Annotated in this window: 20 protein-coding genes; 12 read left to right on the top strand and 8 right to left on the bottom strand. The window is 70.3% G+C overall.

The window, feature by feature from the left end; genetic code table 11:
• The first annotated feature begins 3 nt into the window (after window positions 1-3).
• Window positions 4-1,158: a GNAT family N-acetyltransferase gene (locus GGR24_RS09640; RefSeq protein ID WP_183395114.1), complete on the top strand. Its 1,155-nt coding sequence runs from the start codon at window positions 4-6 to the stop codon at window positions 1,156-1,158.
• Window positions 1,159-1,162: 4 nt separating this feature from the next.
• Here GGR24_RS09640 and rimM read toward each other — a convergent pair whose 3' ends face one another.
• From rimM to ffh, 3 genes are all read right to left on the bottom strand, one after another.
• Complete coding sequence (rimM, locus tag GGR24_RS09635; protein WP_183395113.1) at window positions 1,163-1,699, bottom strand: ribosome maturation factor RimM; 537 nt, start codon at window positions 1,697-1,699, stop codon at window positions 1,163-1,165.
• A gap of 177 nt (window positions 1,700-1,876) precedes the next feature.
• Entirely contained in the window at window positions 1,877-2,236 is a 360-nt protein-coding gene (gene rpsP, locus GGR24_RS09630; RefSeq protein ID WP_183395112.1) for a 30S ribosomal protein S16, read from the bottom strand.
• A gap of 144 nt (window positions 2,237-2,380) precedes the next feature.
• Window positions 2,381-3,922 (bottom strand): signal recognition particle protein, encoded by a 1,542-nt coding sequence (ffh, locus tag GGR24_RS09625; RefSeq protein WP_183395111.1) that lies wholly within the window; start codon window positions 3,920-3,922, stop codon window positions 2,381-2,383.
• 385 nt (window positions 3,923-4,307) lie between these two features.
• Between ffh and GGR24_RS09620 the strand changes: the two genes are divergently transcribed.
• Both GGR24_RS09620 and dapF read left to right on the top strand, forming a co-directional pair.
• Window positions 4,308-4,466: a hypothetical protein gene (locus tag GGR24_RS09620; RefSeq protein ID WP_183395110.1), complete on the top strand. Its 159-nt coding sequence runs from the start codon at window positions 4,308-4,310 to the stop codon at window positions 4,464-4,466.
• 70 nt (window positions 4,467-4,536) lie between these two features.
• Window positions 4,537-5,400, top strand: coding sequence for a diaminopimelate epimerase (gene dapF / locus GGR24_RS09615; protein WP_183395109.1), 864 nt, complete (start codon window positions 4,537-4,539; stop codon window positions 5,398-5,400).
• A 5-nt stretch (window positions 5,401-5,405) separates the two neighbouring features.
• Here dapF and GGR24_RS09610 read toward each other — a convergent pair whose 3' ends face one another.
• Window positions 5,406-6,665, bottom strand: coding sequence for an MFS transporter (locus tag GGR24_RS09610; RefSeq protein WP_183395108.1), 1,260 nt, complete (start codon window positions 6,663-6,665; stop codon window positions 5,406-5,408).
• A 98-nt stretch (window positions 6,666-6,763) separates the two neighbouring features.
• On the opposite strand from GGR24_RS09610, the gene mtaB reads away from it, so the two are divergent.
• Window positions 6,764-8,002 carry a tRNA (N(6)-L-threonylcarbamoyladenosine(37)-C(2))-methylthiotransferase MtaB gene (mtaB, locus tag GGR24_RS09605; protein WP_183395107.1) on the top strand — a complete coding sequence of 413 codons (1,239 nt, stop codon included), beginning with the start codon at window positions 6,764-6,766 and terminating at the stop codon, window positions 8,000-8,002.
• A gap of 37 nt (window positions 8,003-8,039) precedes the next feature.
• Window positions 8,040-8,984 carry a signal recognition particle-docking protein FtsY gene (gene ftsY / locus GGR24_RS09600; RefSeq protein WP_183395106.1) on the top strand — a complete coding sequence of 315 codons (945 nt, stop codon included), beginning with the start codon at window positions 8,040-8,042 and terminating at the stop codon, window positions 8,982-8,984.
• On the opposite strand, the gene GGR24_RS09595 is transcribed toward ftsY, so the two are convergent.
• Together GGR24_RS09595 and GGR24_RS09590 are read right to left on the bottom strand one after the other, a co-directional pair.
• Window positions 8,949-10,211: an MFS transporter gene (locus GGR24_RS09595; RefSeq protein WP_183395105.1), complete on the bottom strand. Its 1,263-nt coding sequence runs from the start codon at window positions 10,209-10,211 to the stop codon at window positions 8,949-8,951. The genes ftsY and GGR24_RS09595 overlap by 36 nt on opposite strands.
• A complete protein-coding gene (locus GGR24_RS09590; RefSeq protein WP_183395104.1) occupies window positions 10,208-12,343 on the bottom strand; it encodes a TonB-dependent siderophore receptor in 2,136 nt (711 codons plus the stop codon). The genes GGR24_RS09595 and GGR24_RS09590 overlap by 4 nt, the downstream gene beginning before the upstream one ends.
• A gap of 367 nt (window positions 12,344-12,710) precedes the next feature.
• Here GGR24_RS09590 and GGR24_RS09585 point away from each other — a divergent pair, with 367 nt between their 5' ends.
• From GGR24_RS09585 to GGR24_RS09555, 7 genes are all read left to right on the top strand, one after another.
• Window positions 12,711-13,271, top strand: a complete 561-nt coding sequence (locus GGR24_RS09585; RefSeq protein WP_183395103.1) for a DUF3016 domain-containing protein — start codon at window positions 12,711-12,713, stop codon at window positions 13,269-13,271.
• A gap of 44 nt (window positions 13,272-13,315) precedes the next feature.
• Window positions 13,316-14,248: a pirin family protein gene (locus GGR24_RS09580; protein WP_183395102.1), complete on the top strand. Its 933-nt coding sequence runs from the start codon at window positions 13,316-13,318 to the stop codon at window positions 14,246-14,248.
• A gap of 116 nt (window positions 14,249-14,364) precedes the next feature.
• Complete coding sequence (gene bioB / locus GGR24_RS09575; RefSeq protein ID WP_183395101.1) at window positions 14,365-15,363, top strand: biotin synthase BioB; 999 nt, start codon at window positions 14,365-14,367, stop codon at window positions 15,361-15,363.
• A complete protein-coding gene (locus tag GGR24_RS09570; protein ID WP_183395100.1) occupies window positions 15,360-16,496 on the top strand; it encodes an 8-amino-7-oxononanoate synthase in 1,137 nt (378 codons plus the stop codon). Before bioB ends, GGR24_RS09570 begins: the two co-directional genes overlap by 4 nt.
• The gene (gene bioD / locus GGR24_RS09565; protein ID WP_183395099.1) at window positions 16,493-17,122 is read left to right on the top strand and encodes a dethiobiotin synthase; all 630 of its coding nucleotides are present in this window, start codon (window positions 16,493-16,495) and stop codon (window positions 17,120-17,122) included. Before GGR24_RS09570 ends, bioD begins: the two co-directional genes overlap by 4 nt.
• A 98-nt stretch (window positions 17,123-17,220) precedes the next feature.
• A complete protein-coding gene (locus GGR24_RS09560) occupies window positions 17,221-18,486 on the top strand; it encodes an adenosylmethionine--8-amino-7-oxononanoate transaminase (protein WP_183395098.1) in 1,266 nt (421 codons plus the stop codon).
• Window positions 18,483-19,466, top strand: coding sequence for a beta-ketoacyl-ACP synthase III (locus GGR24_RS09555; protein WP_183395097.1), 984 nt, complete (start codon window positions 18,483-18,485; stop codon window positions 19,464-19,466). The genes GGR24_RS09560 and GGR24_RS09555 overlap by 4 nt, the downstream gene beginning before the upstream one ends.
• On the opposite strand, the gene GGR24_RS09550 is transcribed toward GGR24_RS09555, so the two are convergent.
• Entirely contained in the window at window positions 19,463-20,638 is a 1,176-nt protein-coding gene (locus GGR24_RS09550) for a M20 aminoacylase family protein (RefSeq protein WP_281375341.1), read from the bottom strand. The two genes, GGR24_RS09555 and GGR24_RS09550, sit on opposite strands and share 4 nt — an antisense overlap.
• Entirely contained in the window at window positions 20,635-21,780 is a 1,146-nt protein-coding gene (locus tag GGR24_RS09545; protein ID WP_183395095.1) for a polysaccharide biosynthesis/export family protein, read from the bottom strand. The genes GGR24_RS09550 and GGR24_RS09545 overlap by 4 nt, the downstream gene beginning before the upstream one ends.
• Window positions 21,781-21,860 lie beyond the last annotated feature (80 nt).

Genomic DNA, 21,860 nt, shown 5'->3' with positions numbered 1-21,860 from the left:
CGCTTGGCGTCGGCGACCAGGGTCCCGGGTGGCGCGGTCGAGATCCGGCCTGTCGCCACCAGGGCTGACGTCAAGCCGTTCTGGCGCGCCGCGCTGAAAGCGCAGGGCCACGAGCCGAACTACGCGCCGCCGCTGCTCAAGGAGACCTATGACGTCCTGACCCCGCGCGTGACGCCGTTCGCGCGCGAGAACGAGGGTCAGGCCTGGGTGGCCTTCCGCGGCGGCGAGCCGGTCGGCCGCATCTACGCGGTCAAGCACAACGCGCACCTCGCCAAGTACCACGACGCCACCGGGCACTTCGGCTTCCTTGAGGCCGTGGACGACGACCCGGTGTGGGACGCGCTGTTCGCCGTCGCGGCGGATTTCCTGCGCTCGCACGGGCTGAGCCGGGTGACGGGGCCGTTCAGCGCCTCGGTCAACCATGAGTGCGGGCTGCTGGTCGAAGGCTATGAGACGCCCTCGACCACCCATACCAATTTCGCGCCGCCCTATTATGCGCGGCAGCTGGCGCGCCTCGGCTTCCGGCCTATCAAGGACATCGTCGGCTACGAAGGGTCGATCGCGGAGAGCCAGCTCCCGAGCCGCGTCGCGGCCGTGCGCGCCCGGTGGTCCGGGTCCGACGACCTGAAGCTCCGGCGCGCGCAGGGACCCAACGCGGCCCGCGAGCTGAACGAGGTCTACAACGACGCCTGGTCTGTGAACTGGGGCTCGGCGCCGGTGTCGTACGAGGAGGCGAAGTTCCTCGCCGAGCTCGCGCAGCAGATCGTGCCGCCGGACTGGACGACGCTGGCGGACTGGCGCGGCGAGCCGATCGGCGTCCTGTGCATGGCGCCCGACCTCAACGAGGCGGTCCATGACCTCGGCGGCAAGCTCATGCCGTTCGGCTGGGCGAAGCTGATCTGGCGGCTCAAGGTCTCCGGCGTTTCGCGCGTGCGGGTGCCGATCATCGGGGTGCGCCGCGCCTGGCGCGGCACCCGGGTCGGGGCCATGGCGGCGGCCGTTCTGCTGGCGGACGCGATCGAGAAGGCCAGGAAGGCTGGCTGCCGGCGCCTCGAGGTGAGCTGGATGCTCGAGGACAACAGGTCGATCCTCAACCTCGTCCGGAGCATGCCGGCCGAGAAGACCAAGGTATGGCGGATCTTCGAGAAGGAGATCTGAGAGGCTAGCGCCCCTCGGGGGTCGGCTCGTCGAGCGCGCCCTCGGGCGGCTGGACAACCACGCGGCCGCCCGCGATGTCGACCAGCGGCGCGACCGCCTTGGTGAACGGCAGGTAGATCGTGCGCCGGCCGCGATCGAGCCGTATCTCCAGAAGGTCGTCGGCGCCGAAATTCGTCACTGCGACCACCTCGCCCAGGCGCGCGCCGTCGACCGTCTCGGCCCGGAGGCCGACGAGGTCGGCGTAGTAGAATTCGTCCTCGTCCTCGGCGGGAGGCAAGGCCTCGCGGGGAACGAACAGGCCGACGCCAGTCAGCGCCGCGGCGGCGTCGCGGTCCCCGAAGTCCTTGAGCCGGACGACCAGCATGTCGTCCTTGAGAAGCCTGGCGCTGGCCACTTCAAAGCGGCGCGCCCCCGCCTCGTCCGTCAGCGGCCGGTAGCCGGCGAGCGCCTGCGGATCGGCCGTGAACGACTTGACGCGCAGCTCTCCGCGCACGCCGTGAGGCGCGCCGAAGACGCCGATCTGAACAAGGCGGGAGGCCATCAGTCTCAAGCCAGTAAGGGGACGCGCCGTCCGCCGGCGAGCCGGAGGACGGATCTCGGCGGCCTTGGCCCCGGTCCGGCGCAGATGACCCGGCGAAGCCGGATCACGACGGACCAGGGTTCAGGAGACGCTCCCGGCGCTCGGCGAAGCCTCGGCCGGGACGACGTCGGTTCCGGCTTACGCCGCGGCTTCGTCGCCGCCGCCGGCGGCCGCCTTGGCGGCCTCGGCGCGCTCCTGGGCCTTCTTGCCCGGCTCGCCCTTCTTCGGGTTGTTGCGCGGGTCGCGCTTCAGCAGGCCGGCGGCGTCGAGGAAGCGGTGCACGCGGTCGGTCGGGGTCGCGCCCTTGGCGAGCCACTCCTTGGCCTTGTCGAGGTCGAGCTTGACGCGGTCGGCGTGGTCCTTGGCGAGCAGCGGGTCGAACGAACCGATGCGCTCGATGAAGCGGCCGTCGCGCGGGTAGCGCGAGTCCGCAATCACGATGCGGTAGAACGGACGCTTCTTGGCGCCGCCGCGCGCCAGACGGATCTTGAGGGCCATTGTCTTCGATTCCTTCAGTCAGACATTTCAGAACTACGTCGTCCTCCGGCTCGACCGGAGGACCCAGGCTCGACGTCGAGCGCGACGTCGGCGTGGATGGTCCGGTCAAGCCGGACCATGACGGCGGTGGTTGATGCGCTCAGTTCACTTCTTCTTGCCGAGGCCGGGGAAGCCGCCGAGGCCGGGCAATTTCGGCAGTCCGCCGCCCATGCCCGGAAAACCGGGCGGCAGCCCGCCGCCGGGGCCGCCCGGGAAACCAGGCGGCAGGCCTTGCGGCATCTTGCCCTTCTTCAGATCCTCAAGCGCTTCCGGCGGAATCTGCGGGGCGCCGCCGCCGAACCCGAGCGCCGCTCCGAGGCCAGCGAGCGGGCCGCGACCGGACTTCGCGCCCTTGCCCATCATCTTCATCATGTCCGCCATCTGGCGGTGCATCTTGAGGAGCTTGTTGACGTCCTCGACCTTGGTCCCCGAACCGGCGGCGATGCGCTTCTTGCGGCTCGCCTTGAGGAGGTCGGGATTGCGCCGCTCGGCCTTGGTCATCGAGTCGATGATCGCCGCCTGCCGCTTGAACATGCTCTCGTCGAGATTGGCGCCCGCGAGCTGCTTCTTGAGGTTTGCGACGCCCGGCATCAGCGACATCACGCCCGACATGCCGCCGAGCTTCTGCATCTGGCCGAGCTGCTCCTTCAGGTCGTTCAGGTCGAACTGACCCTTGCGCATGCGCTCGGCGGCCTTCTGGGCCTGCTCGGCGTCGATCGAGGCGGCCGCCTTCTCAACCAGCGCGACCACGTCGCCCATGCCGAGGATGCGGTTCGCGATGCGCTGCGGGTCGAACTCGTCGAGCGCGTCGAACTTCTCGCCGACGCCGACCAGCTTGATCGGCTTGCCGGTCACGGCCCGCATGGAAAGCGCGGCGCCCCCGCGGCCGTCGCCGTCCAGACGGGTCAGCACGATGCCGGTGACGCCGAGCGCCTCGTCGAAGGCGCGGGCGGTGACGACCGCGTCCTGGCCGGTCAGCGCGTCGGCGACCAGCAGCACCTCGTGCGGGTCGACCGCGCGCTTGACCTCCGCGACCTCGGCCATCAGGGCCTCGTCCAGCGTGGTTCGGCCAGCGGTGTCGAGCAGCACGACGTCGTAGCCGCCGAGCCTTCCGGCCTCCATGGCGCGGCGCGCGATCTGCACGGCGGACTGGCCCGGCACGATCGGCAGCGTGGCGACGCCGGTCTGCGTCCCGAGCGTGGCGAGCTGCTCCATCGCGGCCGGACGGCGCGTGTCGAGCGAGGCCATCAGGACCTTGCGCCGGTCGCGGTTCGTGAACCGGTAGGCGATCTTGGCCGTCGACGTGGTCTTGCCCGAGCCCTGCAGGCCGACCATCAGGATCGGCACCGGGGCTGCGGCCGCAAGGCTGATGGTCTGGGCGTCGGCCCCCAGCATCGCCACGAGCTCGTCATGGACGATCTTGACGACCATCTGCCCGGGCGTGACGGACTTGACGACGTCGACCCCGACCGCCCGCTCCTTGACGCGGTCGATGAACGTACGGGCGACATCGAGGGCGACGTCAGCCTCGAGCAGCGCGCGACGCACCTCGCGCATCGCCTCCGCGACGTCGGCCTCGGTGAGGGCGCCGCGGCGGGTGAGCCGGTCAAGAATGCCGCTCAGGCGGTCTGTCAGCGCGTCGAACATGCGACGTCGGTTCCTTCCGTTCCGAGATCAGGCCCAACGCAAATCGCGCCCGCGGACGCGACGCGTCGGCGGACGTTGACCCCCCGAACTCACTGGGACGGGCGGCTTGATTGGACTTCTGACCTCGTCAGATGGCCGATGACCTACAGAAACAGGGGCTTTGCGTCAATCGCGGGCCCGCGGAGGTTGCGACCGAGCGTCGCGCGCCAGCGCTTCGGCTCGCGCGGGAGGCGCCCGGCGAACTATATCTGAGCACGTCATCGCCTGGATGTACGCGAACGGTTCGACCCCGCCACTTCGCTTCGGCGCAAGCCGAAGCCTCCATCCGGCGGAGCTCCAAGGTCACCGTCACGCGGTCCAGGGCTGCGACCTGCGGAGGGAGCTCATGACGTCCACATCCAATATCCGCGCCGGCGTCGGCCGCGCATTCTTCTGCTGGCCATCCCGGATCGGGGCGCTGGCCCTGGTGGCCCTCACCCTCAGTTGGGGCGCCGAGGCTGTCTCGATCTCCGGCGGCTCAGCGATCGAGATCGCCGAACGCTGACCGGAAGCCGGCGCTCGCATAGAGCGCCGCGAAGGGGCATATGTGGGCGGCAACCTTTAGCGGCCCGGCCATGAACGCCCTGATCGACCGTCGATACGTGAAGATGAACGGGCTCGGCAACGAGATCCTGGTGGTGGACCTGCGCGGTTCGACCGCGCGGGTGTCGGCCGAGGATGCGCGCGCGCTCGCCCGCCGGCCCGAAACGCGCTTCGACCAGCTCATGGCGCTGCACGACCCGCGCACGCCCGGAACAGCCGCCTTCATGCGCATCCTCAACGCCGACGGCTCCGAGGTCTCGGCCTGCGGCAACGGCACGCGCTGCGTGGCGGCGTTGCTCGCCCGCGACACGGGCGCGCGCGAGATCGCGCTCGAGACGGCCGCCGGGCTGCTCAACTGCGTTGTCGAAAGCGGGGGCGTGACGGTCGACATGGGCCGGCCGCGCTTCGGCTGGGCCGAGATTCCGCTGTCGGAGGAATTCGCCGACACCCGCGCGATCGAGCTGCAGATCGGGCCGATCGACGCGCCGCTGATCCATTCGCCGTCGGTCGCCAACGTCGGCAATCCGCACGCGATCTTCTGGGTCGACGATCTCGACGTGGTCGACCTTTCGCGCGCCGGCCCGCTGCTCGAGAACCACCCGATGTTCCCGGAGCGCGCCAACATCTCGCTCGCCCGGGTCACGTCGCGCGAGGCGCTGACCCTCAAGGTCTGGGAGCGCGGCGCCGGCCTCACGCTCGCCTGCGGCACCGCCGCCTGCGCGGCCGCGGTCTCCGCGGCCCGGACCCGGCGCACCGGGCGCGACGTGACCGTCACGCTTCCGGGCGGCCCGCTCCGGATCGTCTGGCGCGACGACGACCATATCCTGATGACGGGACCGGCCACGTTCGAGCATGAGGGCCGGCTCACCGCGGAGATGTTCCCCCGGGCGGCGTAGCGTGCTTACGCTTCCCGACGCTCCAGCGACCTGGCCAGCCGCAGGCCCGGGAACCAGTAGGCCCATAGCCCCGCGACCGCCATCGCGCCCACGCCGCCGGTGACGATCGCCGGCATCACGCCGATCACCGCGGCCGTCATGCCGGCGCGGAATTCCCCGAGCTCGTTCGAGGCGCCGACGAACATCATGTTCACGGCGTTGACCCGGCCGCGCACGTCGTCCGGCGTCCACAGCTGCATCAGCGTCTCGCGGATCGTCACGCTCACCATGTCCGCCCCGCCCATCACGACCAGCGCGGCGATCGACAGCCACAGCGTGTGCGACAGCCCGAATACCGCGCCCGCGAGGCCGAAAAGGCCGACGCACACGAACATGATCCGGCCGGCGTGATCGCGGATCGGCACGAGCGAGAGCATGACGGCGACCGCGATGGCGCCGACCCCGGGGGCGGCGCGCAGCATGCCGAGCCCCCACGGCCCCACGTCCAGCACGTCGCGCGCCACGGCGGGCATCAGGCCGACGGCGCCCCCGAGCAGAACCGCGAACAGGTCGAGCGTGATCGCGCCGAGCACGATCTTCTCGCGGAACACATAGGCGAAGCCGGCCACCAGCCCGGCCCAGCCGGCCTCGAGCGCGCGGCGGTGCTGAACGATCTTCAGCAGCAGGGCCGCGCCGGTCGCGAAGATCAGCAGCGCGAACGCCGCCCCATAGGCGATCTCCGGCCCCAGACCGTAGAGCAGTCCGCCCGCCACCGGGCCGACGATGGAGGCGAACTGCCAGGCCGAGGACGCCCAGGTGATGGCGTTGGAGAGCGCCTCCCGCGGCACCGTGCTGGGGATCGCAGCCGAGCTCGCCGCGCCGAAGAACGCGCGCGCGACGCCGAAAACCAGCAGCACGCCGAAGATGGGCGCGGTGGAGATGTCCCCCGCGAGGGTCAGCCAGATCAGCGCGGCCGCCCCGATCGCCTCGGCTGCGCAGCACGCGGCCATGATGAGCCGGCGCGGAAAGCGGTCCGCGGCCGGCCCGGTGACCAGCACCAGCGCGAAGGCGGGCATGAACTGGAACAGGCCCACGAGACCGAGGTCGAACGGATCCCGCGTCAGGTCATAGACCTGCCAGCCGACGGCGACCGACACGATCTGGATCGCGAAGGTGCCGGACAGGCGGCAGAGCCAGAACAGCACGAAGTTCCGGTGCCGGAACGCGATCGGCGAGACCGGCGCGCCGCTCGCGGGGCTCGGGGCGTCGGACCCGATCGATGTCATGCGGAAACCTTGGGCGGGACGCTTCGGCTTACGGCCACGAGCAGCGCCTGTCGAGCGCGCCATGGCGTTTTGGCCCAGCCTCGGGCATACCCCGCCGCATGTCCGTAGACGTCCTGACCTTCGGCTGCCGTCTCAACGCCGTTGATGGCGAGACCATCCGCGCCCATGCGCGCGCAGGCGGCGCCGCGAACCTGTTCGTGGTCAACGCCTGCGCCGTGACCGCGGAGGCGAGCCGCCAGGCCCGCCAGGCCGTTCGGCGGGCCGCCCGCGAGCGGCCGGAGGCCGAGATCGTCGTGACCGGCTGCGGGGCGCAGATCGAGCCGGAACGCTTCGCGGCGATGCCGGAGGTCGCGCGCGTCGTGGGCCTTTCTGCCCGCGCCCGGCCGGAGACCTGGGCGCGCCGGGCGGACGCTCCGCGCGTGGAGGTCGAGGACGCGCTCGAGGCGCGGGACGTTTCGCCGCCGCCACGCGACGCCGACATTCTGCGGCCGCGCGCCTTCGTTCAGGTCCAGACCGGCTGCGACCACCGCTGCACCTTCTGCGTCATTCCGTTCGGCCGCGGCGCCTCGCGCTCGACGCCCCCTGAGATCGTCGTCGCGGAGGTCCGCCGCGTGCTCTCGCTCGGCGCCCAGGAGGCTGTGCTGACGGGCGTGGACGTCACCGCCTGGGGCGCGGACCTGCCGGACCGCCCAGGCTTCGGCGAACTCGTCAGGCGCATCCTCCGAGAGGTCCCGGAGCTCCCGCGGCTCCGCCTGTCGTCGCTGGACGCTGTCGAGATCGACGACGAACTGGTCCGCGCCTTCACCGAGGAGGAGCGGCTTGCGCCGCACCTTCATCTCTCGCTGCAGTCCGGCGACGACATGATCCTCAAGCGCATGAAGCGGCGCCACGCCCGCGCCGACGCTGAACGCCTCTGCGAGCGCCTGCGCCGCGCGCGGCCTGACGTGGCCTTCGGCGCGGACCTCATAGCCGGCTTCCCGACCGAGACGGAGGCGATGTTCGAGAACTCGCTGTCGATCCTCGAGGCTTGCGACATCGCCTATGCGCATGTCTTCCCCTATTCGGCGCGTCCGGGCACGCCGGCCGCCCGCATGCCCCAGCTGCCGACCGACGTCGTGAAGGAGCGCGCGGCGCGCCTTCGGGCCGCGGCCGCGTCACGGCTGGCGCGTCATCTCGACCGCCATGTCGGCGCGCGGCTCAACGTGCTCGCCGAAGGCGGCCTCATCGCGCGCGCCGCCGACTTCTCGACCGTGCGGCTCGCAGCCGTGTCCCCGAAGGGCGCCTTCCTGAATGTGCTCGTCGCCGGCCACGACGGGCGCGCCCTGAGCGCCGCATGACCATCAGACCGCCTCTCTCCGCCGAGAAGATCGAGCCATGACTGACACGTCCCAATCCTCCGGCTGGTTTTCGCGGCTGCGCCAGGGGCTGTCGAAGACCTCATCGTCGCTCACGCGCGGCATCACGGATCTCTTCACCAAGGAGAAGCTCGACGCCGCCACGCTCGACGAGCTCGAGGACCTGCTGATCCGCTCCGACCTCGGAATCGCGACCGCCGAACGCGTCACCGAGGCGGTCGGCCGGGCGCGGCACGCGCGGGCGCTCGACGGCGAAAGCGTCAGGGGGATCGTGGCGGCGGAGGTGGCGCGCGTGCTGGAGCCGGTGGCGAAGCCGCTCGACCCTCCGGAGAGCGCGCGGCCGGCCGTGATCCTAGTCGTCGGCGTCAACGGCTCCGGCAAGACCACGACCATCGGCAAGATCGCCGAGAGCTACCGCACGGCCGGCCTCAAGGTCGTGCTCGCCGCCGGCGACACGTTCCGCGCCGCGGCGGTGGAGCAGTTGGCGGTCTGGGCCAAACGCGCCGACGCGATCTTCGTCTCGAAGGAGACCGGCGCCGACGCCGCGGCGCTGGTCTATGAGGCGTGGCAGAAGGCCAAGTCCGAGGACGCCGACCTGCTGATCATCGACACCGCCGGCCGGCTGCAGAACAAGGCGGGCCTGATGGCCGAGCTCGAGAAGATCGTGCGGGTTCTGAAGAAGCTCGACCCGTCCGCGCCGCATGACAGCCTGCTGGTGCTCGACGCCACGACCGGGCAGAACGCGCTCGGTCAGGTCGACGCGTTCGGCAAGGTTGCGGGCGTCACCGGCCTGGTGATGACCAAGCTCGACGGCACGGCGCGCGGCGGCATCCTCGTGGCGGTCGCCGAGAAGTACAAGCTGCCGGTGCACTTCATCGGCGTCGGCGAAGGGGTCGACGACCTCGAGCCCTTCGATCCGCAGGAATTCTCACGCGCCCTGCTGGGCCTCCCGCGCGCGGGCTGATTCCCGCCGCGCGAGAAACGGCAGCGCGACGAGCGCCGCGAGGCCCAGGATAGCCGCGGCGCCAAAGCACACCGCGAAGCCGAGCCGGTCGCCGACCGCGCTGACGAGCCACCAGCCGACGACGCTGACGATCGCGTCCATGCTCTGGAACAGCGTGAAGTCGACGCCGGCCTGATCCAGCGAGGCGCGGCCCATCAGCTCGGAATAGAGCGCGACGACGCCCAGCGAGAACGACAGCGAGCCGAGCAGCATCAGCGCCCCCAGCGCGGCGGGCGCCTTGACCCCCGCCACCGCCGCCAGCGCGAAGCCGGCGAGGCCCAACGCGGTCAGGGCCAGCGCGCCCGACATGATCGGGAAGGCGCCGAAGCGGCGGACGAGCCAGCCGCCCCCGAAAGCCCCCGCGAGGCCAGAGACGGTGATTCCGATGCCGTTGAGGGTCCCGAGCGCGGTCAGGCTGAGGCCTGAATCGATCAGGAAGGGGCTGATCAGGATCGACGCCCATTTCGCCCCGAGAACGTAAACGGCCACGAGCAGCAGGCCGGACCGCATCTCGGGCCGACGAAGCGCCGCCATGATCGACTGCGGCGGACGATCCTCGCGGGCGGCGCGCTGCCGGTCGGGCGTCAGCAGGAACGGGAGGCCGAGCGCGACGAGCACTCCGGCCATCACGAGGGTCGCCGGCTGCCAGCCAAGATGATCGATCAGGACGAGGAACAGGCCCCCGCCGATCGCGGCGCCCATATAGGCGCCTCCGACCTGCGCGGCGTTGCCCCAGCCCCGGTTCCGCTCCGCCAGGCTTTCGACCGCATGGCCGTCGCACGCGATGTCGAGCGTCGCCGAGGCGAAGGAAGCCGCCATCATCGCCACGGTGAGGGGGAGCAGCGCGCCGGGGCCGATGAGCGCGCAGGCGACGATCATGGCGACCGCGAAGGCGCCGACGATCGCGACCACCTCGCGCGATCGCCTCCGCCCGGACCGCGGCGAGCGATAACGCTCGACCGCCGGCGACCAGACGAACTTGAACGACCACGGCAGGACAGTGAGCAGGATGAACGCGATGTCGTTCAGCGAAGCGCCGTTCTGGCGCAGCACGGCGGGGAGGCCCGTGAAGACCACCCCGCCGATCACGCTCTGCGCGACATAGAGCCCGCCGAGCCCGGCGATGATCGTGGCGGGCGAAGCTATCGACCGCTCGCGCGGCGCCGTGGACGCGCGAACGAGGCTCACCACCGGTAACGCAGGCTCGCGATGACCTTCCGGCCCTGGTTGAAGTAGCAATAGCTCGCCGTGCAGACCTGCTCGACCTTGTCGAGCAGATTGGTCGCGTTCAGCTGCGCGCGGACGCCCTTCAGCTTCGGATCTATGGCCTCGAAGTCGTAGCTCAGCATCGCATCGACGAAGGCGCGCGGCTTGTTCTTGATGACCGCACGATTGTAGTCATCGCCGAAGCTCGAGCCGGTGTAACGGACGCCGGCGCCCAGACCGAGCCCTTTCGCCGCCCCCTGCTTGACCTCGTAGCCCGCCCACATCGAGAAGGCGTGCTTCGGGACGCTGTTCACCTGGTTGCCGACAGTGTCGGGCGACAGCTTCAGGATCTTGGTGTCGGTGTAGCTGTAACTCGCCAGCAGATTGACCCCGTTGGCGAGAGACGCGGTGGCTTCGACCTCGAAGCCGCGCGACCGGAAGTCGAGCTGCGTCTGCCGGTTGATGCTGTCGACGACCGTGTAGACGATGCCGTCCCTCTGCTTCAGCCAGAAGACCGAGGCGTTGATGTTGGCGTTGTAGCCGGGCACGGCGTACTTCACGCCGGCCTCCGCCGCCTCGCCCTTGGTGGGCTTGGCCACGCCGCCCGTCAGCGGGCCCGCTCCGTCGGGATCGATCACGGTGCCGGAGTTGGGGTTGAACGACGTGCCGTAGCTGACGAAGGGCGTGACGCCGAAGTCGGTGACGTAGCTCAGCCCGGCGCGGCCGGTGAAGGCGCCTTCGTTCTGCTTGGCGGAGGCGGCGCCAGGCACGCGATAGGTGCTGTCCATCCAGTCATGGCGGCCTGAGAGCAGCAACCGCCACGGGCCGGCCTTGAGCTCGTCCTGGACATAGACGCCGACCAGACGCTGCTTCTGCTTGGTCGGGTCCGGCAGATCCGGATCCTCGGCCGCCGCGAAATTGTAGCCGATCCTGGAATCGTAGTTGAGGTGGCCGAAGTCGACGCCGGTCAGGATCGTGTGGCCCACCGGACCGGTGGCGATCTGGGTCTTCAGGTAGGTGTCCGCCGCAAAGGCGCTGACCTCCTCCTTGACCTGGCCCACATAGGTCCCGCTGGCGTCACCGAACCGTTCGTTGGTCGAGAGCCCGGACCAGCGCACGTTCTGATGGACCGAGACCGCGTCGTTGAACCGATGCTCGAACTCGTAGCCGACGCGGCCCTGCTGCTGCGTGAACTGGTTGTAGTCAGGGTTGAACAGGATTTCCTTGATCGCCCCGGTCGGCTGCTGGGTGACCGTGCCGTCCTTCAGGACATAAGGCGCATAGGTGTTGTTGTAGGCGGTGGAGCCGCCCAGCGTCGAAGCCATGAACTCCGACAGGATGGTGAGCTTGGTGTCCTCGGTCGGCTGGAACGTCACGGCCGGCGCAATGAAGAGGCGGTCGTCCGGCACGCCCGGCAGGTTCGTGTTCGCGTCACGACCGACCCCGGTCAGCCGGAAAAGGACGGTCCCTTCCTCATTGAGCGGTCCGCCGAGGTCGAAGTTGAACTGCTTGCGGTCCCAGGAGCCGCCCTGGAGCTCGATTTCGGCGAACTTGTAGTCGGTCGGCCGCTTCGAAATCAGGTCGATGATGCCGACCGACGAGCTGGCGCCGTAAATGGACGAGGCGGGACCCTTGAGGATCGAGATCGACTCCAGCCCGTAGGGCTCCAGTCGGAACAGGCCGCTCGGGCTGTTGAACTGCCGCAGCCCGTCCCGGAACACGCCGGTGTAGGTGACGTCCACGCCCCGGATGGTGAAGCTGTCGAAGCGATCGTCGAACCCATAGGCGCCCACGCGGACGCCCGGGGTGTAGGCCAGCGCATCCGCGAGGGTCTGCGGAAGGCGGTCCTGCAGTTGCTGCTGCGTCACCGTGTTGATCGTGACCGGCGCCTCGTTGACCGGCGTCTCGGTCTTGGTCGCGGTGCGCGTGGTCTTCGCGACATAGCCGTCATTGGTGGCGACGCCCGGCGCGCCGCCGGTTCCAGAACCAACCCCAGCCGCGCCCTCGACGGTGATCTCCTGCAGCGGAGTCGCGTCCTGCCCCAGCGCGGGCTGGGCCGCCAGGAGCGCGGCGCAGGGCACGGCAGCTGAAAGCGCGCACGACAGCCTGGACATGGAACGAGATCTCCCCGGAAGCACTCAGTCTTCCGCTCGTTACCGCGAGATATTCCGGGGGTGCAATAATTGATTTGCACCTGTGAAGTATAATAACTCTAATCTGGAATTATAGTTTTTCTAATGAGCGGGATCTTTCGCAGCCATGCGGCGCATCAATGTCGCGGATGCAACGTACGGTCGCCCCTTATTACGATACATCAAGCCGGTGTTTGCCGCCCTGGCGGGAAGATTTACGGTTTCCGGTCCCCACTAATCCTCCACTAGAATGCGGGGCGGCTGTGAATTCTGGCGGAGCGACTGGCTCCGGCTCGCCCGGAGACGACGGCCGGCCGGCGAGCGTCAGGGGCGGATCAGGAGAGAGGCCATGTTGAGCGGGAAGATCGTCACGGCGGCGGAGCAGAGGCCTTTCTGCCGGGCCGCGATCAGGCCGGGGCTGTGCGCGCTGGCTTTCGTTCTGGCGGCCTCCGCCGCCCCTCCGGCCGCGAGCGCCGACGTCGCCGTGCGGTTCGCGCCCGCCAAGACCGTCTCCAGCTGGGACTTCCGCAGCGCGCAGGAGCGCAACAGCATGTTCCGCGAGCTTGCGCGCTATCTCGAGCGGATCGGCGACCAGCTGCTGCCGCCCGGGCGCAGCGCCTCCATCGAGTTGCTCGACCTCCAGCCGGCGGGTCGCTTCGAGCCGTGGCGCATTCCGCCCGGCGACAGTGTCCGCGTCCTCCGCGACACCACGCCGCCGCGCGTGAAGCTCCGCTACAGGGTCACCGAGCGCGGCCGCGCGATCGCGCAGGGTGAGGAGACCGTGACGGACATGAACTATCTGTCGAACCTCGCCGCCCGGTCCTCGAGCGATCGGCTGGCCTACGAGAAGGCGATGCTGCGGGACTGGCTGCGCAAGCGGCTGGTGCGGCTGGAGCCCCAGCGCCGCTGACGGGAGGGTTTCGGTCGCGTAACGTGCGCCGAACAGGAGGCGTCATGAGCTGGAATCCCGCCCTCGAGCCTGGTTGCCCGGACGCCGCGCATCTCGACTCGATCGAGACCCTGATCATCCCCCGGGCGCACGATCTCGGCGGGTTCGAGGTGCGGCGCGCCCTGCCCGCGCCGAAGCGGCAGATGGTCGGCCCCTTCATCTTCTTCGATCAGGCCGGACCGGCCGAGTTCCTGACCGGCAAGGGCGTCGACGTGCGGCCGCATCCGCATATCGGGCTCGCGACGGTGACCTACCTCTTCCGCGGCGAGTTTCAGCACCGCGACAGCCTCGGCTCGCACCAGACGATCCTGCCCGGCGCGGTCAACTGGATGGTCGCCGGGCGCGGCGTCACCCATTCGGAGCGCACCAGCATCGAGACCCGCCAGGCGCCGCACAGCCTCTACGGCATCCAGACCTGGGTGGCGCTGCCCGAAGACCGCGAGGAGGTCGCGCCGAGCTTCGAGCATCACGGCAAGGAAGCCTTGCCGATGATCGAGGCCGAAGGCGTCAGACTGCGGTTGATCCTCGGCCGGGCCTATGGCGAGGCCGCTCCGGCCAGCGTCTTCTCCGAGACCTTCTACGCCGACGTGGCGCTGCAACCGGGCGCGCGCTTTCCTCTGCCGGACGACCACGAGGACCGCGGCCTCTATGTGCTGGAGGGCTCGATCTCGATCGCCGGCCAGACTTTCGAACCGGGCCGGATGATGGTGTTCCGCCCGGGCGATCCGATCACGGTCGCGGCCGGGGAGGCCGGCGCCCGGCTGATGGCGCTCGGCGGCGCGACGATGGGCAAGCCGCGCTACATCTGGTGGAACTTCGTGTCCTCGAGCCGGGAGCGGATCGAGGCCGCGAAGGAAGACTGGCGGCGCGGCGCCTGGGGCAACGGCCTGTTCGACCTGCCGCCGGACGACCGGGGCGAGTTCATCCCGCTGCCCTGAGCGGCGACGTCGCTGCGCGGCCGACGCGCAGGAGCCTCGACCTTGAGCGGGTTTGCAGCGCAGCGCGATCTGTGTAAGCGATGGCCGCCTGCAGGAACCTCTGAAACGGGCGGCGGATGGCGCTTATCGATCTGGCTCAGGCGGCGGGACGCGCGCCGGCACGGACCCTCTGGACGCGCGAGGACGCGCGGCGGATCTACGATCTGCCGTTCGCGGACCTGATGTTCGAGGCGCAGACCGTCCACCGCCGCACCTTCGACCCGAACCGCGTGCAGATGTCCAAGCTGCTGTCGATCAAGACGGGCGGCTGCCCGGAGGACTGCGGCTATTGCAGCCAGTCCGCCCGCATGCCCGGCGAGAAGCTCAAGGCGTCCAAGCTCATGGAGGTCGAGCGGGTGCTCGCCGAGGCCCGCAAGGCGAAGGAGGGCGGGGCCACGCGTTATTGCATGGGCGCGGCCTGGCGGTCCCCGAAAGAGCGCGACATGGATATGGTCGTCGCCATGGTGGAGGGCGTGAAGGCGCTCGGCATGGAGACCTGCATGACGCTCGGCATGCTGAGCCCCGAGCAGGCGCTGCGGCTCAAGGACGCCGGTCTCGACTACTACAACCACAACCTCGACACCTCGGAGCGCTACTACTCCGAGATAATCACCACGCGCACGTTCGCGGACCGGCTTGAGACGCTCGACAACGTCCGCTCGGCCGGCATGAAGGTCTGCGCGGGCGGCATCCTGGGCATGGGCGAGACGGTCGACGACCGCATCGACATGCTGGTCACCCTCGCCAACATGGACGAGGCGCCGGAGAGCGTGCCGATCAACATGCTGATCCCGATTCCCGGCACCAAGCTCGAGAACGCCGAGACCATCGACGCGCTGGACTTCGTCCGCACCATCGCGCTCGCCCGCATCATGATGCCCGAGAGCCATGTGCGGCTGTCGGCCGGGCGGACCGAGATGTCGGACGAAACCCAGGCGCTGTGCTTCCTCGCCGGCGCGAACTCGATCTTCTGCGGCGAGACCCTGCTCACCGCCGACAATCCGGGCGAGGACCACGACGCGAAGCTGTTCCGGCGCCTTGGGATCGAGCCGGAGGAGCTGGATCCGCTCGGATGAGCCGCGCCGCGCGCTTCGAGGCCGCGCTTCAGGGCCTTGAACGCAGGAGCCGCAGACGGCGGCTCGCGCCACGGCAGGGCGCGGACTTCGCCTCCAACGACTATCTGGGGCTCGCCGTTTCCCCGCGCCTGAAGGCCGCCGTGGCGGACGCGCTGGAGCGCGGCGTTCCGGTGGGCGCCGCCGGCTCCCGGCTGCTGCGGGGCAACCATCCGGAACATGAGGCGCTCGAGGCCGAGGCCGCCGCCTTCTTCGGCGCCGGGCGCGCGCTCTACATGGGCGCGGGCTACGCGGCGAACGTCGCGCTGGTCTCGACCCTGCCGCAGCGGGGCGATCTGGTCGTCTGCGACGCGCTGGTGCACGCAAGCGTCCATGACGGCCTGCGGGACGCCAAGGCCGAGGTGGCGTTCGCCGCGCACAACGACGCCGAGGCGGTCGCCGACGCCATCGCGGCGTGGCGGGCGCGCGGCGGCCGCGGGCAGCCCTTCATCGTCGCCGAGAGCCTCTACTCCATGGACGGCGATCGCGCGCCGGCCGGCGATCTGCTTGGGCTCGCCGAGCGACATGACGGCTTCCTGATCCTTGACGAGGCCCATGCGACCGGCGTCTTCGGCGCCGGAGGCCGCGGCCTGGGCGAAGCGCTGGAAGGCTCTGACGCGCTGATCGCCGTCCACACCTGCGGCAAGGCGCTCGGCGCCTCGGGCGCGCTGGTCACGGGGCCGGCGCCCATCGTCGACACTCTGATCAACCGCGCGAAACCCTTCGTCTACGCAACGGCGCCGTCCCCCCTGATGGCCGCAGCGGTGCGCGAAGCGCTGCAGATCGTCGCCGACGAGCCGGATCGTCGCGCCCGCCTGCACGGCCTCGTCGCCTTTGCGGGCGAGCGACTGGCGCGGCTTGGCCTGCCGGCGTCGAGCTCGCAGATCCAGCCCGTGATCCTCGGCCAGAACGCCCGCGCCGCCGCGCTGGCGGCCAGCCTCCAGGCGGGCGGCTTCGACTGCCGCGCCATCCGTCCGCCGACGGTGCCGGAGGGAACAGCGCGGCTGCGGATCTCGCTCACGCTCAACGTCGACGAAGCGACCGTGGCGGCCCTGATCGACGCCATCGCGGAACGGATGGCGGAGGCCGCGGCGTGAGCCTGCGGCTGGTCGTCACCGGCACGGACACCGGCATCGGCAAGACGGTGTTCGCCGCCGGCCTGACGGCGGCTCTCGGCGCCTCCTACTGGAAGCCTGTTCAGTCGGGACTCGAGGAGGAGACCGACAGCGAGACAGTGACGCGGCTCGCGCGCCTGTCCGCGGAACGCGTGATCCCGGAAGCCTGGCGGCTGAGGACGCCCGCCTCGCCGCACCTCGCCGCGGAGCTCGACGGGGTGGCGATCGACCCCGACGCCCTCAACCCGCCTGACGTCGCCGGCCCCCTCGTCATCGAGGGCGCGGGCGGCCTGCTCGTGCCTCTGACCCGCCGGGTGCTCACCGTCGACCTGTTCGCGCGCTGGGGCCTGCCGGTCGTGCTGGTCGCCCGCACGGCTCTCGGCACGATCAACCACACGCTCCTGTCGCTCGAGGCTCTCCGCGCGAGAGGCGTGCCGGTGGCCGGGGTGGCGTTCGTCGGCGACGAGCATCCGGACAACGCCCGGGCCATCGCGGAATTCTCCGGCGCGCCCGTCCTCGGGCGGCTGCCGATCCTGCCTGAGCTGACGCCCGAGCGCCTCACCGAGGCCTTCGCGGCCGGCTTCGATCTCTCCAGCCTCGCCCGTTGACCGCGTTCCGTTAGGGAGCGGAAGGGTCTATGGGTCGCCCATCAAGCCGGACGCCAAGCGCGCGACCACTCCGGCGCACTGGAACGCCAACGCCTCGCATGCCCACCTCCCCCCTCTGGCGCCCCTTCACCCAGCACGCCGTCGAGCCGACGCCGCCCAGGATCGTGCGGGCCGAGGGCGCATGGCTGGAGACGGATGGCGGCGAGCGCATCCTGGACGCGATCTCCTCCTGGTGGGTGACCACCCATGGCCACCGCCATCCGGCGATCATGGCGGCGATGCGGGAGGCGACCGAGAGCCTCGACCAGATCATCTTCGCCGGGCTGACGCATGAACCGGCCGAGGCGCTGGCGCGGGAACTTGTCGGCCTCGCGCCGACCGGGCTCGCGCACGTCTTCTTCTCCGATTCCGGCTCAACCTCCGTCGAGGTCGCCCTCAAGATGGCGCTGGGCTTCTTCCGCAATCGGGGAGAGGCGCGCGCGAAGATCGCCGTGATGGAGGGCGCCTATCACGGCGACACGATCGGCGCGATGAGCGTCGGCGCGCGCGGCGTGTTCAATGCGCCCTATGAGCCGCTGCTGTTCGACGTCGAGCGGATCCCGTTCCCGGCGGCGGGCCGCGAGCAGGCGACGATCGACGCGCTGGAAGCCGCCGGCCGGAGCGGCGAACTCGCGGCGCTGCTGGTCGAGCCGCTGATCCTCGGCGCAGGCGGCATGCTGATGTACCCGGCCGCCGTGCTGGCCGAACTCGCCCGCGTCGCGCGCGCCGCCGGCGCGCTGTTCATCGCCGACGAGGTGATGACCGGCTGGGGACGCACCGGCACGCTGTTCGCGTGCGAACAGGCGGACGTCTCGCCGGATATTCTCTGCACCTCCAAGGGCCTGACCGGCGGCGCGATCCCGCTTGCGGCGACGCTCGCCACGGCGGCGATCTTCGAGGCGCACTGGTCGACCGACCGCGCCAAGACCTTCTTCCACTCCTCCTCCTTCACCGCCAATCCGATCGCCTGCGCGGCCGCCCTCGCCAATGTCGGCGTCTGGCGCGACGAGCCGGTGCGGGAGCGGGTCGCCACCCTCGCCGCCGGGCAGGCGCGGAGGGTCGAGGGCTTCCGGCGCGATCCGCGCTTCGCGAACGTCCGGTCCTGCGGCACGATCACGGCGCTCGACCTGCGGTCGGCGGACATCGGCTATCTCGCCGAGGTCGGACCGAAGCTGCGCGCCTTCTTCCTGGCGCGCGGCCTGCTCGTGCGGCCGCTTGGGGACGTCATCTACCTGATGCCGCCCTATTGCGTGACCGAGTCCGAGCTCGACGCGCTCTACGATGCGATCGCCGAAGCGCCGGACGCGCTGGAGCTCGCACGATGAAGGCGGCCGGGACCCGTATCCTCGGCCTCGGCCATGCCGTTCCGGAACGGCGGGTGCTCAACGCCGAGATCGAGGAGAGGCTCGGGCTGGAAGCGGGCTGGATCGAGCGGCGCACCGGCGTGCGCGAGCGGCGCTGGGCGCGCCCGGACGAGACGCTTTCGGCGCTCGCGACCGCGGCGGGCGAGCATGCTCTGGCGTCCGCCGGGCTGGACCGCGGCGAGGTGGCGCTGCTGCTGCTCGCGACCTCGACGCCCGACCAGCTTCTGCCGCCGACAGGCCCGCTCGTCGCCCACCGCCTCGGCCTCGGCCGCGCCGGGGCGCTCGACCTCGCCGGCGCGTGCGCGGGCTTCCTCTATGCTCTCGCGCTCGCGGACGCTCAGGTGCGCGCTCATGGGCGTCCGGCGCTGGTGATCGCCGCGAACCTGCTGAGCCGCCGCATCAACCCGGCGGAACGCGCGAGCTCAGTCCTGTTCGGCGACGCCGCCGGCGCGGTCCTGATCGGGCCGGCCGAGGAAGGCCGGGGTCTGCTCGGCCAGTCGCTCGCCTCCGACGGCGGCGGCTATGGGCTCATCGGCATTCCGGCCGGCGGCAGCGCCAAGCCGTTCGGCGCCGACATCGCCGAGAGCGAGACGCTGATGACCCTCGCGGACGGCCGTGCCCTGTTCTCCGGGGCGGTCGCCATGATGGCCGACTGCTCGCTCGATGCGCTCGGCGAAGCAGGCGTGGGCCCGGACCAGGTCGACCGCTTCGTGCCGCATCAGGCGAACTCGCGGATCTTCTCCGCCGTCGGCCGGCGCGTCGGCGTGCCGGAGGCGATCACCGTCAACACCGTGGCCGAGTACGGCAACTCCTCCGCCGCGACCGTGCCGCTTTCGCTGAGCCTGTCGCACCAGGCCAGACCGTTGCGGGAAGGGGAGATTTTGCTGATGGCCGCAGCGGGCGCTGGCCTCACCGGCGGCGCGGCGGTGTTCCGGACCTAGGCCGCGAGGCGGCGCTCCACGAGCCGCAGCCAGTACGACACGCCGTTCGGAATCGCGCTGTCGTCGAAATCATAGCCGGGGCTGTGCAGGCCGCCGCTGTCGCCGTTCCCCATGAAGATGAAGGCGCCCGGCAGCTCCTCCAGGAAGTAGGCGAAGTCTTCCGCCACCATCAGCGGCGGATGGTCCATGGCGACCGCGCCGGCGCCCACGACGGTCGACGCCGCCTGCGCGGCGAAGCCTGCAGCCTCAGGCGCGTTCACGGTCACCGGATAGCCGCGGCGATAGCTCGTGACGGCGCGCGCCCCCAGACCTCCCGCGATTCCCGAGGCGATCTCGCCGATGCGCCGCTCGATCAGGTCGCGGACATGCGGCGTCAGCGTGCGGACAGTGCCGGACAGGACGGCTGCGTCGTCCACGATGTTGTCGGCCGCTCCCGCCCGGATCTGCGTGATCGAAAGCACGCCGGATTCCATCGGATCGACGTTGCGCGACACGATCGTCTGCAGCCCCAGGACGACATGGGAGGCCGCCACCACCGGGTCGACCACCAGCGCGGGGCGACCGGCGTGGCCGCCGCGGCCCTCGATCCTTATGTCCACCCGGTCGGCCGCGGCCATGATCGGGCCCGGACGGATCCCGAACTCCCCGAGCCCGAGCCCCGGCAGATTGTGCATGCCGTAGATCTCGCGGACCCCGAAGCGGCCGACGAGTCCGTCGTCGAGCATCGCCTTGGCGCCTGCGCCGCCTTCCTCGGCGGGTTGGAACACGAGCGCCACCGTGCCGGCGAAGTCGCGGTCCTCGGCAAGGCATTTCGCTGCGGCGAGGAGCATCGCCATGTGGCCGTCATGGCCGCAGGCGTGCATCTGGCCCGGCGTCCGCGAGGCGTAAGGGGCGCCGGTCGCCTCCTCGATCGGCAGCGCGTCCATGTCGGAGCGCAGACCCACCACATGATCGCTGTCGCCGCGCCGGCCGACGATGGTCGCCACCACGCCGGTGCGGCCGATGCCGGTCTCGATCCGGTCGCAGCCGAACTCGGACAGCCGCTCGGCGACGAAGCGCGCCGTGCGCGGCAGGTCGTACATCAGCTCGGGATGTGCGTGCAGGTCGCGCCGCCACGCCGTCGCCTGCTCGGCGACGGCTGAGGCGCGCGGATCGGGGCCCTCGGTGCTCAGAACCCGCCGATCTTCTGCACGGTGCGGGCGGTCGACGCCACGTTGCGGGCGGTCGCCAGGATCTCCAGGAACTTCTGGAGCTCCGTGAGCTGGGCGTTGGCCACGTAGAGCACGTCGCGATCACGCACCGCGAAGGACTTGGCGTAGAAGTAGGCCCTCGGGTCGCGCAGGTTGACGCGGTACACGACCGGCACCTTGTCGCCGAGATGTCCGTTGTAGTCCGGCCGCATCGACCGCACCGCGGACGCCGGCTCGTAGCGGAACAGGAAGAACGCGCCCGGATCGGACCGCTGGTCGATCAGGCCGCCGGCTTTGCCGACCGCCTCGAGCAGGGAGATCTTGTCGAGACCGAACGGAATCGGGCCCGGATTGGGAACCGCGCCGAACGCCAGGAAGATCTCGGGATCCTTGGTGACGTAGATCCGGTCGTTCGGCTGAACGAAGACGTTCTCGGACGGGTTCTCGATCATGTCCTTCATGATCGCCGAACCCTGCGCGGAGCCGCGCTGCAGCGTCACGCGCGTCTCGAACGCCTCCTGGCGCGGACCGCCCGCGACCGCGAGCGCGTCGAGCACCCGGTCCCCCGCGCCCGTGATCGGATACCGGCCGGACCTTCCGACCTCGCCGTTGACGACGAAGCTGCGGCTGACCGTCTCGGTCACCTGAACGATCGCCTGGGGCTGGATCGCACGCCCTTCGAGCGCGGCCACGATTCGCCTCTCGACGACCTGCGGGGACACGCCGGCCGCCTGGATCTTGCCGCCGTAAGGCACCGTGATCGAGCCGTCGCTGTCGACGCGCTGGTTGAGAGTCACGCGGGCGCCGTAGTCGCTCGCGAACAGGCCGCCCTGGCCGGCTTCGAACAGCGTGATCGACAGCTGATCGCCCAGACCGACGATCTGCCCCGGCGCCGGCTGCGGCGCGGCGAAGCGCTTGGCGAACGGCGCGACGCGATACTGCGAGAGGATGTCCACGACCTGCTGGTTCAAATCGACCAGCACGTAATCCTTGATGGCGTTCTTGTTGACGCTCGGCGGATCGATCTGCTGCGCCGTCGGTCCAGCGGCGGGCAGCGTAGAGCACCCCGCGAGTAGGCCGGCGGAGGCGATGGCCGCCAAGCCGGAGACGAGCCTGGACCGCATTAGTCCTCGCAATTAGATGCAACCCCGAGCCTCGGGTTAGCATCGAAGAAGTTGCCTGCCAACTAACGCGGAGCGGCCTT

This window comes from Hansschlegelia beijingensis, assembly GCF_014196425.1.
GTDB classification, from domain to species: domain Bacteria; phylum Pseudomonadota; class Alphaproteobacteria; order Rhizobiales; family Methylopilaceae; genus Methylopila; species Methylopila beijingensis.
Note: the sequence above shows the minus strand (reverse complement) of the source record. Positions and strands in the feature narration are given on the sequence as shown.

Bases quoted from the DNA above. Each gene is read 5' to 3' on its own strand.
- rimM (WP_183395113.1), bottom strand. From the start codon at position 1,699: ATGGCCTCCCGCCTTGTTCAGATCGGCGTCTTCGGCGCGCCTCACGGC.
- rpsP (WP_183395112.1), bottom strand. From the start codon at position 2,236: ATGGCCCTCAAGATCCGTCTGGCGCGCGGCGGCGCCAAGAAGCGTCCG.
- ffh (WP_183395111.1), bottom strand. From the start codon at position 3,922: ATGTTCGACGCGCTGACAGACCGCCTGAGCGGCATTCTTGACCGGCTC.
- GGR24_RS09620 (WP_183395110.1), top strand. From the start codon at position 4,308: ATGACGTCCACATCCAATATCCGCGCCGGCGTCGGCCGCGCATTCTTC.
- dapF (WP_183395109.1), top strand. From the start codon at position 4,537: ATGAACGCCCTGATCGACCGTCGATACGTGAAGATGAACGGGCTCGGC.
- GGR24_RS09610 (WP_183395108.1), bottom strand. From the start codon at position 6,665: ATGACATCGATCGGGTCCGACGCCCCGAGCCCCGCGAGCGGCGCGCCG.
- mtaB (WP_183395107.1), top strand. From the start codon at position 6,764: ATGTCCGTAGACGTCCTGACCTTCGGCTGCCGTCTCAACGCCGTTGAT.
- ftsY (WP_183395106.1), top strand. From the start codon at position 8,040: ATGACTGACACGTCCCAATCCTCCGGCTGGTTTTCGCGGCTGCGCCAG.
- GGR24_RS09590 (WP_183395104.1), bottom strand. From the start codon at position 12,343: ATGTCCAGGCTGTCGTGCGCGCTTTCAGCTGCCGTGCCCTGCGCCGCG.
- GGR24_RS09585 (WP_183395103.1), top strand. From the start codon at position 12,711: ATGTTGAGCGGGAAGATCGTCACGGCGGCGGAGCAGAGGCCTTTCTGC.
- GGR24_RS09580 (WP_183395102.1), top strand. From the start codon at position 13,316: ATGAGCTGGAATCCCGCCCTCGAGCCTGGTTGCCCGGACGCCGCGCAT.
- bioB (WP_183395101.1), top strand. From the start codon at position 14,365: ATGGCGCTTATCGATCTGGCTCAGGCGGCGGGACGCGCGCCGGCACGG.
- GGR24_RS09570 (WP_183395100.1), top strand. From the start codon at position 15,360: ATGAGCCGCGCCGCGCGCTTCGAGGCCGCGCTTCAGGGCCTTGAACGC.
- GGR24_RS09560 (WP_183395098.1), top strand. From the start codon at position 17,221: ATGCCCACCTCCCCCCTCTGGCGCCCCTTCACCCAGCACGCCGTCGAG.
- GGR24_RS09555 (WP_183395097.1), top strand. From the start codon at position 18,483: ATGAAGGCGGCCGGGACCCGTATCCTCGGCCTCGGCCATGCCGTTCCG.
- GGR24_RS09545 (WP_183395095.1), bottom strand. From the start codon at position 21,780: ATGCGGTCCAGGCTCGTCTCCGGCTTGGCGGCCATCGCCTCCGCCGGC.